The organism is Gemmatimonas aurantiaca T-27 (assembly GCF_000010305.1).
GTDB lineage: Bacteria > Gemmatimonadota > Gemmatimonadetes > Gemmatimonadales > Gemmatimonadaceae > Gemmatimonas > Gemmatimonas aurantiaca.
The window spans coordinates 117098-129531 of the sequence record NC_012489.1; the positions used below are offsets into that span (position 1 = coordinate 117098).

Sequence of the window (12434 nt, forward strand, 5' to 3'; positions counted from 1 at the left end):
CACAGCGAATGCGAGCAGCGCAAACGCGCGAAACAGGGCGTGACGCACAGAGTCTTCGAGCAGAAAGTGGGGGCGTGTCCATCTGTCTGCGAACTAATACCCCCAAACTAGCGGGTTCGTCTCACCGGGTGCGTCTCACCGGTCCGGCCGTGAGTGTCACCGTGCCTGCCTTCTCCATGTTCTTGATGTGATCCCACACATCCTGGAGCGGCACGGGCTCGAACTGGCCCGAGATGAAGTCGCGGATGTCGAGCACCGACATCCCGCGACCAACCACGGCATTGAGCTCGCCGGTCATGTGCTGCGGAATGCGCGTTGGCGTGGGCGCCGGACGTCCGCCGCCACCACCACCGCCAGGACCGGCCGGTGCCGCGCCCGCGGCTGGCGGCGTGCGCTGCACGAGCGTGCGACCGGCTTCCTGTTCGAGCGCCGACATCGCGGGTTCGGTAGCCGCGACCTTCCAGGCCGAAGCCGCCATGGTGAATGTGGCCTTTACTTCCGCCAGCAGCGATGCGGCACGGGCATCGATCAATGGGATGTACGTCGTCGTCAGGCGCTTTTCGGCGGCAACCGGGTCGGCAAACAGCACACTCACCGACTTGATCACCGACTTCTCGATGTTGGCCTGATGCCGCACGGTGGCCTTGGCATCGGTATACGCCTGTGCGAGCTGGTCGGCACTGGTGATGTCACCGATGTAGCTCAGTCCCTTGCGCTGATTGGCAGCCATACGCTCGGCGCCGCGGCCCAGCACATCGGCGGCGACACGCAGTGCCATGTTGTCATCGGCGGCGGCCAGTACTGTCATCGCGCCAATGCTCACCACCGCCGCGCGCTTGAACTGCGTCGGGTCGAGCTTGTCGGGTGTGTCCTGCGACGAGTGGTACCAGGGATCCGGCCACGTATTGAAGATCACTGCGGGAATGCCGTGTTGCATGTACGTCGCGTGATCGGAGGCGCCGTAGTACTTGTCGATCTTGATGTAGAACGGATCGCGGCTGCCGTTCGGTGAGAGCACGTCGAGTGCCGGCGCATACCCGTTGTGGCGATAGCGCACACGTTCACGCGTGATCTCCGAAACGAACTCCATGAAGTTCTGGCAGATATCGTTCAGGAACGACGGAAACGAGTCGGGGGAGCGCATCAGCAACCACGTGGCACCAGCGGTGGTGAGCCGCAGTCCTTCCATGTCGTAGTTGAGATCGGCGATGATGCGCTTCTTGAGATCCGGGTGCGCATTCAGCCACGCGTTGGTGCCCGCGATTTCCTGTACGAACAGGAAATGGATCGTGCGCTTGGGCTTGGGCAGCTTGCCGGCCTTGATCAACTCGATGTACGAGCGACCCATCTCCAGAATGAGCGCGGCGCCCGAGTTGTCGTCGTTGGCGCCCTGCTTGATCAGCCCTTCGAAGATGTGCGCCGAAACCACCACATCCTGATTGGTGCTGCCGTCGCCATCGATGGTGAGATGGATGACTTCCTGACGACCCGGGAAGGTCTGCGCTTCCACCACCGAACGCACCGTGATCTGCTCGCCGCGCTCGAGGCGCACCTGCAGATCGCGCGCCTGACGCGTGGTCACCAGCCAACCAAAACCCGAGTTCCCACCGGACATGGCACCGGCCACGATGGCCGACGATACCATGATGTCGGGCTGCTGAATGGGGCGCATGGAATTCCATGACAGCACTCCCACGGCGCCACGCTCGAACACCGCCATACGCTGCAGTGTGTTGAGTGGCGCGCTGCCCATCACCACTTTGCCCTTGAGATCCTTGCCGGCGTAGTCCTCGGGGCGACTGCCATTGCCCACGTCGACCAGATCACCGGAGATGTCGCCGGTTGGTGTGTTGGTGCCGAGTGCGACGGGTGTGTCGAAGATGTCGTGCAGTTTGCGCGGACCGTTCTTTTCCGACACCCAGAGCTGTCCTTTCGACGGCTGCCAGAGGGCGGCCGACGGGAACGTCTCGATGTTGGCAGACGAGAACCCGTACTGTTTGGCCATTTCGACCGTGGCGCGGCTTTCCCGGAACGGGCCGGTGGTGTATTCCGCCGCCTGTCGCACGCGCTGGTACGGAACGAACTCCATCACGTGATGCATCGCGCGCTCGCCCGATGCTTCCATGATGATGGCACGCATTTGCTCCCAGTTGAGCAGCGTGCGGTCTTCCTTCTCCTGTGCACCCAGTGAGGGCGCAACAACCGGATGAAGGGCAAGGGTCAGGGCGAGTGGCAGCAGCCGAAGGGGGCGACGCATCGACGGGGGCGTGAGTGGGACAGGGCGGGTGTCCTGCAAACTATTCGATGCCGGGCAGGAAGAGCTATCTTTCTTCCATGCCTCTCGATCTGGCGCGAAAGCTGACGGGGCGCGAGCGCACGGACGCGGCGGATCGCCTGTTGGGCATGACGCTGGCCTTTGTGGCTGGCGCGACCAATGCAGGCGCCTTTCTGGCCGTGCGGCAGTACACCTCGCACATGACGGGCATCTTTTCCAGTCTGGCGGACGCAGTCGTACTGCGCGCCTGGTCGGTCGCGCTGGGTGCTGTGGGTGCGCTGCTGTCCTTTCTGGTTGGGGCGGCCGTTTGTGCACTGCTCGTGAACTTCGGCCATCGCCATCGCTGGCGAAGTGTCTATGCGACGCCCCTGCTGATCGAGGCGATCCTCATGCTGCTCTTTGGCGTGCTCGGCGCACGACTGGCGCACGTCTCTGGGCTGTTCGTCCCGTTCACCATCATGCTGCTGTGTTTCATGATGGGTCTACAGAATGCGGTCATCACCAAGATCTCCCGTTCGGTCATCCGCACCACCCATGTGACCGGGATGATTACCGACCTCGGTATCGAATTTGGGCGATTGCTCTATGTGAACATGCCGAGCACCGGTGCATTGCCGGTTCGGGCCGACCGCACGCGCATGCGCCTGTTGGGATCGTTGCTGCTCGCCTTTTTCCTCGGCGGCATACTCGGTGCGATTGGATTCCAACGACTCGGGTATGCCGCCACCATTCCGCTGGCGGTCACGCTGGGCGCGCTGAGCGCCGTGCCGGCCTTCGACGATCTCAGCGCATCCTGGCACGAACCCTGAGGGTGACAGCGATCTCTCCTACTGGGATCGTGTCGACACGGTGCCTACGAGGAACGGTTGTGTCGTGGGCAGTTTCGATCCACCGGCCGGTTCTTCGGTCACGGCCACCGCGGTGACACCGGTGGTGGATTGTGGCAACTCGATGTCGAACAGCGTGGTGCTGCCATCGCCATCTGGAGTGAACACGCGTGATGGCACTGGCTGGCCGTCACGAATGAGCCAGAGCTGATACGCCCGGCCCTGCGCCGTCTGTGGCAGGCGGAAGGCATGCAACACCCCACGGCCATCCTTCACGTTCCAGAAGAACTGCATGCCGGGGCCCGTGGCGTTGGGCACGCCCATGTTCACGACCAGCAGAGCATCACCGCCACCGAGCAGCGTGCGCAGCACCGCTTCCTTCTCGGCCAACGCCTGATCGCGTTCTGCGATGGTCGACTGTCCCTTGGTATAGGCCGTGCGCGCGGCATCGAGCTCGCTACGCAGCGAGGCCTGCGTACGCACCAGTACCACGACGGTGGCAGCGAGCGCCGTCAGGGCGATGAACGGAACGACACGACGCCATTTCGAATGCACCGGCGCCTGTTGCCGCACACGGGCTGGTGAAGCACTCGCAACCGGTGCGGGTGTTGTCGGCACTGCGTCCACGTCGTCGTTGGCCAGACGGTGCAGGAAACGCTCCCGCAGATCGGGGGCCGGGGCGACGGTTTCCGTGGTGCCTAGTGTGTGTACGGTCTTCACGAACGTATCCAGTTCGGCGTGCAGTTCCGGAAAGCGCTGCAAGGCGTCGAGCATGGCTTCCTGCTCGGCCCCATCCAACGCATCGAGTGCAAACGCGGGCAGGAGTGCGCGCGCGTCGTCGATCGTGAGCGGATTCACGCGTGGCCCTCCACAGCGAGAGGACCGAGTGCATCGCGCAGTCGCGTCATCCCCAGTCGAATGCGGGTCTTGATCGTACCCAGTGGTTCCATCAGTCGCGTGGCGATCTCTGCGTGTGTGAGTCCTTCGTAGAAGGCCAACTCGATCACGCAGCGTTGTTTGTCGGAGAGCGATGCCATGGCCCGTCGTACGGCGGCGCCCTGTTCGGCATGTTCAAGGGCCGAGTCGGCCGGGAGGATGGTGGCGATCATCGGCTCGTCGATGTGTCGCTGTTCGGCAGCGTCGGACGCGTGCTGTCGGCGCACTCGCGCGCGCACGTGATCCAATGCCCGCGAACGGGCAATGGTGGTCAACCACCCAGCAACCGTGGCGCGGCTGGCATCGTATCGATGCGCATCGCGCCACGCCTGCATGAATGTATCCAGCACCACTTCTTCCGCGTCCGGCTGTTGTCCGCAGATGCGCAGGGCCAGGGCCAGGAGCATGGGACTGTATAGATCATACAGCGCCGCGGCGGCGTCATGCTCACCGCGGCGCATCCCTTCGAGCAAAGCCGCCTCGCGTGCGATTCGAAGATCGGTCATGGTGGCAGATCGCCCGCCGCCGCCCGGAAGCGAAGTGGCTTCGGCAGCGTGAGCTATGGTCAAGGAAGGAATGGCAAGATGATCGCGGTGACCTGTTCCTTCGTCAATGGTTCGTCGAAGGCTTCCGATCCGCCGGTTGCACCACCAAACGTGCTGGCGTTGGGTAGCGAGGCAATCGCCACACCGGCTTGCGTCAGTGTGTCTTCGCCGTCGTAGATCGCCTGCGTGAAGGCGGGAAGGTCGTCACGGCTGTTACCCGTGATCCATCCTTTCTTTCCACGCAGTCGACGCACCTCGGCCGCATGACGCGCTTCCACGGTGTGGATGGCGAGCGCGGCGTTGAGGATGTTCTTCTCCGTCATGAGACGACCGACCTGCCCTTTGTACGCGCGCACGCCGGTGTCTTCGAACGCCATGGCGAGCGCCTTGAAAGTTTCGTACTGCGTGGCGCCAAAGTTGAAACCCGCGAGTGCGCCCTTGGCGGTGTAGTCGAAGGTGGGTTTGGCCACCGGCGTGGCACCACGCGCCGCGATGAGACCCTGCAACGCCGTCACGTGCGCAACTTCATGATCGCGAATGGTGCCGAACAGTGTGCGGTCTTCCGTGGGAATGAGTCCCGACGCGGCCACACCACGCGTGTAGAAGTCGGCTTCCAGATGCTCCAGCAGCAGCGCGAACTGCAACACATCCAGGACATCGGCAGGATCGGCGGCGCGCATGGCGCTCTTCGTCGAATAGATGGGCATCGTTCGATCCTCAACCGTTGTTGTTGGGGCCCTGCACAAACGCCGTCGGGGCGTTGGCGAAGCCAAGCTTGTCCACCACAAATCCCTGCGCCGCCGCTGCGACCTTGGATGGACTGAACACGTCATCGAACGCGGTGGGAGAAAACGCGCTCGACTTGGGTGAGATCAAATCACGAATGGCCGATGCATGACGAGCCTCGACAGAGACGATCTTGCCGGCGATGGTGAGATTGGCCGCACTGGTGAGGTACTGCCCCGCACCGTTGTAGGCGGCCACGCCCAGATCTTCGAACGTGCGCGCGGTGGTCAACACCGACGTGCGATCGTCGAAGTTCACATTCGGATACGACGTGGTGAGTGTGAAACCGTTGCTGGCACCCAGGGCGGCTTTCAGGAACTCCCGATGCGCAATCTCGTGATTGCGGATGTCGGTGAGCAGTGTGCGTTCGGCGGCCGGAATATTCGAACTGCTGAACCGGTCAACGACACGTGTGTAAAAATCCGCCTCAAGCTGTTCGAGCGCATAGGCGAACTGCAGGACGGCGATATCGCCCTTGGCAAAATCGATGGTGAGGGCGTTGCCGCTGCCCGGTGGGGTTGGGCCGGTCATGCCGTCGTTGTCGTCGGAGCATGCGGTGAGCATGCCAGGCAAAAAGACAGCAGCTCCGCCCACCGCCATCAGCCGGAGCAGGTCCCGGCGAGTACGCGGAGTCGCGAGCAGGCCGGCGTCGGCGATATGCAGTGCAGGACGTTGAGCCATGGAATCCTCCAGACATGGAGTGATTGGGTCGATCGGACCCATGGCTACGTGCACGGCGTTCGTGCTGGATTCATTCCTGCGCGCCGTATTCGGGCTCGCGGTGTGTTGCAGCTCACATAGGCGGTGCCACGAACCGCTTGGACGCCTGCTCGTAACTGTGCGCCAGTGCCAACAATCTGGCATCGCTGCCTGGCAATCCTACGAATGACAGATTGCCTGCCGGCAGTCCCTGCGCATCGTATCCCGCCGGCACCGACACCTCGGGCAAGCCCAGCGTATTGCCATACCCCAGTGTCGTGCGCACGTCGGGCCATCGATCGCTGGCCAGGGGCGCGCCGAAGGGCATGGTGGGATACACCATCGCGTCGAAGCGTTGTGCCTGCATGGCAGCGGCAAGCTGGGCCACGACGGTCTCACGTGACTTGAGAAACGACCGACTGGCGGCATCCTGTTCGTACGGCTGCTCCATCTGCAGGGCCATCGCTTCCCACGTCTCCGGCAACACATCATAGAACGCGCGATAGGCGGTGAGTCCGCGACGTACCATCGCACGCGCATCGTCGAGTGAGCCACCCTGCGCTTCGACCTGGCCGGCGAAGTACCGCAGTAGTGCGTTGGCCGTGGGCGCGGGAGCATTGGCGTTCGGTTCCACATCGCCACGCGCTTTCGAGGCGGCCGACATCTGTTCCTGCACCGACGCGCGGTTCACCGGAGACGTGAACGGTTCCACGATGGCTCCGGCCGCAACGCAATCGGCCATAGCCCGATCGAAGATCTGCACGGTGTCCGGTCGCATCTGCGCGCGCGGTACATGGAACTCCACCAGCCCGAGCCGCGCACCACGCAGTGCTTCGCCGCGCAACGCGGCCAGTGCACCCCGGGTATGCGGCGTCGTGAGAGCCAGTCCATCCGACGCGTCGGGGCCAGCGATGGCGTCGAGCATCAACGCGGCATCGGCCACCGAGCGTGCCAATGGTCCATGCGTATCGAGCACGGGCCACGTGGGAATCACGCCAGTGCGTGGCACCAGTCCGAAGGTCGGCTTCACACCCACCACGCCGCTGAACTGCGCGGGAATACGATTCGAGCCGCCGTCATCGGTGCCCAGCGCGGCAAACGCAGCACCGCAGGCGACCACCACGGCCGAACCCGCACTCGAGCCACCCGGCGTGCGCAACCCAGCCTGATCGTGCGGATTGCGCACCTGCCCACTCAACGAGCTGGTCCCATTGCCACGATACGCAAAGTCATCAGCGACCGTCTTGCCCAGCAATACCGCGCCGGCCGCGCGCAGCCGCTGCACTTCGAGCGCGTCACGTTGCACCACCTGCGGAAAGAGTTGTGCCCACGCGGCACTCGATGCCGTGGTAGGCAATCCTTTCATATCATAGATCGACTTGGCAAACAGCGGCACACCATCGAGTGGGCCGCGTAACGCCCGTTGCCGAAGTCGGGCGTCCGACGCCCGCGCTTCTTCGAGTGCGGAGTCGGCCAGCAGATCGATCGCGTGCAATGTGGTGCTCAGGCTCCGGCACCGGTCGAGCGCCCGCGTGGTGATCTCCACCGCCGTGTAACTCCCTCGCGCACGCCCCGCCTGATACGCCACGATGCTACCGCGCAGTGGGTCATCCTGCGCCACGGGATCGACGTTCAGCAGATCCATCAGATGGTCCGCCAGGCGTTCCGCCGTGTGTGGGCCGCGTGATGACGTCGGCAACCACGAGAGGCCGAAGAGGGCGCCCAAATGGGCAAGAGTATCACGACGGGAAGCCATCGCACGTCAGCAGGCAGAATGGGACGGTCCGGACAACACGCCGGGAGCAGCAGGACCTGCATACGAGAACCCGGTGGCGGCCCTTCGTAAAGGTCTGCATCGGCTCGTCATTGGCCGAGGCACTCGTTTCGACATTGCCCTCCCGCGCACCAATCCCGAAAATTGCAGTATGCCCGACAACTCTGGTCCCGACCACGCCCCCTTGGAGCCCAAGGACTCCCTCGGCCGCCGCGATATGCTTGGTGTGCTGGGGGGCGCGGCGCTTTCCCACTGGATGGGTACGACGCCAGCGGAACACACCACGCCGCTCTTTGTGCGAGACGTGAGCGCCTCTCCGCCGGGCATGCCCAGTCAGCCGCCGGTATTTCCGCGCAAAGCCGACTTTGCCATCGAAGATGGCGCCACCTATCTCAACGCGGCATACACCCACCCGATCCCGCGCGTTTCCGTGGATGCGGCACGCATCGCGGCCGAGAAGCGCGGGCTGATGCGCGGAGCGATCCCCGCGCCGAGTGGCACCCCAACGCCACGTGCGTTGTTCGCGCAGCTCATCAACGCCAAACCCACGGAGATCGCGCACGTCTCGAGCACCAGCGCCGGCGAAAATCTCGTGGTGCGCGCTCTCGAACTCGATCATCGCCGCGATGGCAATGTGGTGACGGATGGTCTGCATTTCGAAGGGGCGCTCATGAACCTCAATGAGCTGCGGAAGCGCGGACTCGATGTGCGAATCGCGCGTCCCACGGCGGACGCCCGTATCGACCTGCGTGATCTCGAACGGCTCATCGATCGGAACACGAAGCTGGTGGAGATCACGGCGACTGCCATGTACAACGGCTTTCAGCATGATCTCAAGGCCGTGGCCGATATGGCACACGCCAATGGCGCGCTGGTGTATGTGGACATCGTGCATGCCGCCGGCGCCGAGCCGCTGGATGTGCATGCGAGTGGTATCGACTTCGCGGCGTGTTCGAGCTTCAAGTGGTTGATGGGCGATTTTGGACTCGGCTTCCTGTACGCACGCGAAGCCATCTGGGATCGCCTCGTGCGGCCGGTGGCGAGCTACTACCAGGCCGCGGCCATCGACCAGCATGTGCCCCCCTACATGCCGGCCGGCGCCTACGAAGCGGTCACGTACGAATTCGCGCGCAGTGCGGCGGGTTTCTTCGAGATGGGCTCACTCACCGGCAGCAGTGAAGTGGGCGTGGCCTTGCTTGCGAGCTCGCTCACCTATGTGCAGGCACTGGGTGTGGCCAACATTCAGGCGCATCGTGCGCCGCTCATTCGCAAGCTGCAACAGGAGATGCCGCGCCTCGGCTATCGGGCCATGACACCGTTGACGTCCACCGGTGGCATCGTGACATTCGCGAAACAGGGACTCATGGAAAGCGAAGTGCCCAAGCGTCTGGCCGCGGCCAAGATCAACGTGCGGTTGGCGCCACACTGGTTGCGCATCTCACCATCGGTGTACAATGACATGGCGGACATCGAACGCCTGTTGGGCGCACTCAGTTGATGCCGCGCCGCCTCGGTATTCATACCTAACCCCAGCGAGAACATCATGTCGCGTGTGCGTTCCCTGCTCCGTCTCGAAGCGGTTGCCCTGCAGCCCGACCTCGCCCTGTTGCTGTTGCGCGTGTGGTTCGGCCTGTCGCTCTGCGTGCTGCATGGGTGGGGCAAGATCGGCCGCCTGTCGGCTGATCCGGTGCAGTTTGCCGATCCGTTTGGTCTGGGCATGGGGCCTTCATTGGCACTCGCCGCCGCGGCCGAAGTTGTTGGTGCCCTGATGGTGGTGATCGGGCTGGCCACGCGCTGGGCCGCATTGGGTGTGATCGTCACCATGGCTACGGCCTTCTTCTTCGCACACGGTGGCAAGCTGACCGGCGAAGGCAATGGCGAGATGCCGTTCCTGTTCCTCGGGGCATTCCTGGCCATCTTCCTGGCCGGCCCGGGGCGCTTCAGCGTCGACGACAAGCTGAAGTAACACGCCCCATCGTGGGCTCGGCCACCGCGTTGTGAAACTCTGAAACCGGCAGTGCGCCTATCGCGTGCTGCCGGTTTCTACTGGGGTATCGGTCTGGCTGCCCCACTCGGTCCAACTGCCGTCGTACACGGCCACCTGCTTTGCGCCGGCCACCTCGAGTCCCAGTGCCACTGCGCATGCCGTAATGCCACTGCCGCAACTGCACACGATGGGCGCATCGAGATTCACACCGGCATCCGCGAAGCGTGCGCGCAACACATCCGGTGACAGCATCTCACCATTGGCGCCCACCAGCGATGCATAGTGTGCGTTCTTTGCGCCTGGGATATGTCCGCCTCGCACACCGGCACGCGGTTCTGCTTCTTCCGCGGAGAAACGGCCTGGTGAACGCGCATCCACGACCTGCTCGGCGTGTGATTCCACGTTGGCGCGCATGCTCGAGATGTCGCGCCACCGCGCCGCGTCCACGTGCGGCACAAAGGTCGCTGGCACCGGCGTGGGCACAGCATCACTGACCGGTCGGCCTTCAGCGCGCCACTTCACGAAGCCGCCATCGAGCACCGCCACCGCATCATGCCCGAGTGCACGCAGCATGTACCACAGGCGGGGCGCACTGAAGTGCTGTCCCGATCCGTCGTAGACCACAACTGCGTGTGTATTGCCGATGCCCAATGCCGACAGCTTGCTGGCCAGCGTCTCGGGTGACGGCAATGTGTGCGGATACGGCGCCGCCTCGTCGCTCAGCCAGTCGATATCGGCATACACTGCGCCGGGAATGTGCGCCGTGCCAAAATCCACACCGCCTTTGCGACCCGAAGCGGCCATGTACCAGCTCGCGTCCACAATGCGGAGTGCGGGGTGATCGAGATGATCGGCGAGCCATGCGGTGCTCACCAGCGGTGTCGGAAGCGAGATCGAGGAGGTCATGTCTGGAAGCAACCTCCGGGACCCGATGACCTCAAGCCATGGCCGTCGAGATCGGGATCACCGCCGCTTCCATCTGTCCTGAGCGCCGCATTGCCTCCTGGGCCTGGGCTTCACGGACCTGTCGGAGTCCACTCTGGATCATGCCCAGCACCAGCAGCCATGTAGCTGCCCCGAGCACCATGAACTTGCCATAGTAGCCCACAATCGGCAGGGCGACGTTGGCGTTCCAGGTCATATGCAACACCATGCAGACGCCGAGCACGCGCAGAAATCGGGGATCGGAGAACATCGACCGATCGAACGGCTTGTCTTCACGCACGCGCCAGAGTGCCGCGCCGGTGAGTCCCGTCCACAGCACATGGCCACCCAGCAACGTGAGCACCCCGCGATGCAGAATGGTGTCGCGCATGGCCACATCACCACCGGGTCCCAGCGCCGCGCGCAACGCGTACCCGGCCGACTCGAAGATCGCAAAGCCCGCACCCACCGTGGCGCCCAGCAGCAGGCCGTTGAGTGTCCAGCGAAACCGTTTGTCGCGCACCACCAGCAACAGTGTGAGCACCTTGCCGGTCTCTTCCACGATGCCCGCGCTCGCTGCGCCCAGCCAGTTGGACAATCCGGCTGTCAGGTCGAAGAGAAACAGCGACACGATGATCGAAACGAGGCCACCGGTGAGCAACAAGCGGATGACCTGATACAACGAAACGTTGCGTGGAACATTCACTTCGAAGAAGAACAGCAGCAGCGAGAGGGGCATCGCCACCGAACCGATCATGATCAGTCCGGGAATGAGATTCACGTTGTGGAAACGATCCCACGCGAAGAGAAATCCCCAGTACAGCATGAGCGAGAGAATGCACACGCGCACGAAGACCCAGGGGCGGGGCCAGCGACTGTCGATTTCCCCGAGCTGCGGTGTGGTGAGTGCTGTGCCGACCGTGAAGTTCGCCTCGATCTCACTGTCTTCGTGCGCCTTCGTGACATCGGCGAACATCTCCCGCGCGTTCCATTCCCCCGGCTTCTCGATGCCTGCGGCATTCGACAGGTGATCGCCCATGCGACTCACGAAGTCGAACACCGATACCGGGGTCGTGGTGACGTGCACTTCCCAGAGTGATCGCCCGATACGCACCTGCTGTCGGGCACGGGCTACGACGGTGGATGCCGCATGTCCGTCCACATACAGCGGCAGCGTCCCCAGCGCGTCGATGCGTACCTGCTGACCATCGAGCCGGATGCGGGCGAATGCCCCTACGACTTCCGGGTCATCGCTCAGCACGGCGCAATCGGCCGAGGTGCCGAGTTGCACCGGTGTGGCGCCGACGAGGATGCGTTTGTGCAGGTCCGGTCCGGCAATACACACGAGCAGGTGTGTGCCGGTGACCGATCCTGGTGCCGCGGACGCGGCGGGGCGGCCGGAGGGCGTGTGCCCGCCTTCCGGGGCGGTATCGATGGGATCCATGCTCACGATGCTGCAGCCCCTCGGCTGCACCGGCAAGTCAGCGTGGGTCCGCGGGCCCGGTGGGAGGCCTGCAGTTGCCTGCAGGAGCCCGCAGGCCATGCGGTTGAGGTCGCCAAGAGGCGGCATTCCGGAAACTGTCTGTACCGAAGTGTACGGGAGGCCAACTCCGCATTAATCCCGACTTGAACGCTCGGTGATGCAGTGTTTAAGTGCAAAGGTATTTCTTGAGAATTCGTC

11 protein-coding genes are annotated in these 12434 nt (G+C 63.6%); 3 read left to right on the forward strand and 8 right to left on the reverse strand.

The window, feature by feature from the left end:
• Nucleotides 1–121: 121 nt before the first annotated feature.
• The gene (locus tag GAU_RS00495; RefSeq protein ID WP_041265107.1) at nucleotides 122–2257 is read right to left on the reverse strand and encodes a M28 family peptidase; all 2136 of its coding nucleotides are present in this window, start codon (nucleotides 2255–2257) and stop codon (nucleotides 122–124) included.
• 77 nt (nucleotides 2258–2334) lie between these two features.
• Here GAU_RS00495 and GAU_RS00500 point away from each other — a divergent pair, with 77 nt between their 5' ends.
• Nucleotides 2335–3084, forward strand: coding sequence for a YoaK family protein (locus GAU_RS00500; protein ID WP_012681588.1), 750 nt, complete (start codon nucleotides 2335–2337; stop codon nucleotides 3082–3084).
• 18 nt (nucleotides 3085–3102) lie between these two features.
• On the opposite strand, the gene GAU_RS00505 is transcribed toward GAU_RS00500, so the two are convergent.
• The 5 genes from GAU_RS00505 to GAU_RS00525 all read right to left on the reverse strand — a co-directional run bounded on the left by GAU_RS00505 (nucleotide 3103) and on the right by GAU_RS00525 (nucleotide 7824).
• Entirely contained in the window at nucleotides 3103–3960 is an 858-nt protein-coding gene (locus tag GAU_RS00505; protein ID WP_012681589.1) for an anti-sigma factor, read from the reverse strand.
• Nucleotides 3957–4544: a sigma-70 family RNA polymerase sigma factor gene (locus GAU_RS00510; protein ID WP_012681590.1), complete on the reverse strand. Its 588-nt coding sequence runs from the start codon at nucleotides 4542–4544 to the stop codon at nucleotides 3957–3959. Before GAU_RS00510 ends, GAU_RS00505 begins: the two co-directional genes overlap by 4 nt.
• 59 nt (nucleotides 4545–4603) lie before the next feature.
• Nucleotides 4604–5290, reverse strand: a complete 687-nt coding sequence (locus GAU_RS00515; protein WP_012681591.1) for a ferritin-like domain-containing protein — start codon at nucleotides 5288–5290, stop codon at nucleotides 4604–4606.
• A gap of 10 nt (nucleotides 5291–5300) precedes the next feature.
• The gene (locus GAU_RS00520) at nucleotides 5301–6050 is read right to left on the reverse strand and encodes a ferritin-like domain-containing protein (RefSeq protein ID WP_012681592.1); all 750 of its coding nucleotides are present in this window, start codon (nucleotides 6048–6050) and stop codon (nucleotides 5301–5303) included.
• A gap of 112 nt (nucleotides 6051–6162) precedes the next feature.
• A complete protein-coding gene (locus GAU_RS00525) occupies nucleotides 6163–7824 on the reverse strand; it encodes an amidase (RefSeq protein ID WP_012681593.1) in 1662 nt (553 codons plus the stop codon).
• Between the two features lie 169 nt (nucleotides 7825–7993).
• Between GAU_RS00525 and GAU_RS00530 the strand changes: the two genes are divergently transcribed.
• Together GAU_RS00530 and GAU_RS00535 are read left to right on the forward strand one after the other, a co-directional pair.
• Nucleotides 7994–9340, forward strand: a complete 1347-nt coding sequence (locus GAU_RS00530) for an aminotransferase class V-fold PLP-dependent enzyme (protein ID WP_169307548.1) — start codon at nucleotides 7994–7996, stop codon at nucleotides 9338–9340.
• Between the two features lie 45 nt (nucleotides 9341–9385).
• Nucleotides 9386–9808, forward strand: a complete 423-nt coding sequence (locus GAU_RS00535) for a DoxX family protein (protein ID WP_052574160.1) — start codon at nucleotides 9386–9388, stop codon at nucleotides 9806–9808.
• 57 nt (nucleotides 9809–9865) lie between these two features.
• Here GAU_RS00535 and sseA read toward each other — a convergent pair whose 3' ends face one another.
• Both sseA and GAU_RS00545 read right to left on the reverse strand, forming a co-directional pair.
• Nucleotides 9866–10735: a 3-mercaptopyruvate sulfurtransferase gene (sseA, locus tag GAU_RS00540; protein ID WP_012681596.1), complete on the reverse strand. Its 870-nt coding sequence runs from the start codon at nucleotides 10733–10735 to the stop codon at nucleotides 9866–9868.
• Between the two features lie 31 nt (nucleotides 10736–10766).
• On the reverse strand, nucleotides 10767–12197 hold the full coding sequence (locus tag GAU_RS00545; protein ID WP_169307549.1) for a PrsW family glutamic-type intramembrane protease: 1431 nt from the start codon (nucleotides 12195–12197) through the stop codon (nucleotides 10767–10769).
• Between the last annotated feature and the right edge of the window lie 237 nt (nucleotides 12198–12434).

Coding starts and splice junctions, on each gene's coding strand:
- GAU_RS00515 (WP_012681591.1), bottom strand. CDS start 5,290: ATGCCCATCTATTCGACGAAGAGCGCCATGCGCGCCGCCGATCCTGCC.
- sseA (WP_012681596.1), bottom strand. CDS start 10,735: ATGACCTCCTCGATCTCGCTTCCGACACCGCTGGTGAGCACCGCATGG.
- GAU_RS00530 (WP_169307548.1), top strand. CDS start 7,994: ATGCCCGACAACTCTGGTCCCGACCACGCCCCCTTGGAGCCCAAGGAC.
- GAU_RS00495 (WP_041265107.1), bottom strand. CDS start 2,257: ATGCGTCGCCCCCTTCGGCTGCTGCCACTCGCCCTGACCCTTGCCCTT.
- GAU_RS00545 (WP_169307549.1), bottom strand. CDS start 12,197: ATGGATCCCATCGATACCGCCCCGGAAGGCGGGCACACGCCCTCCGGC.
- GAU_RS00510 (WP_012681590.1), bottom strand. CDS start 4,544: ATGACCGATCTTCGAATCGCACGCGAGGCGGCTTTGCTCGAAGGGATG.
- GAU_RS00525 (WP_012681593.1), bottom strand. CDS start 7,824: ATGGCTTCCCGTCGTGATACTCTTGCCCATTTGGGCGCCCTCTTCGGC.
- GAU_RS00500 (WP_012681588.1), top strand. CDS start 2,335: ATGCCTCTCGATCTGGCGCGAAAGCTGACGGGGCGCGAGCGCACGGAC.
- GAU_RS00520 (WP_012681592.1), bottom strand. CDS start 6,050: ATGGCTCAACGTCCTGCACTGCATATCGCCGACGCCGGCCTGCTCGCG.
- GAU_RS00535 (WP_052574160.1), top strand. CDS start 9,386: ATGTCGCGTGTGCGTTCCCTGCTCCGTCTCGAAGCGGTTGCCCTGCAG.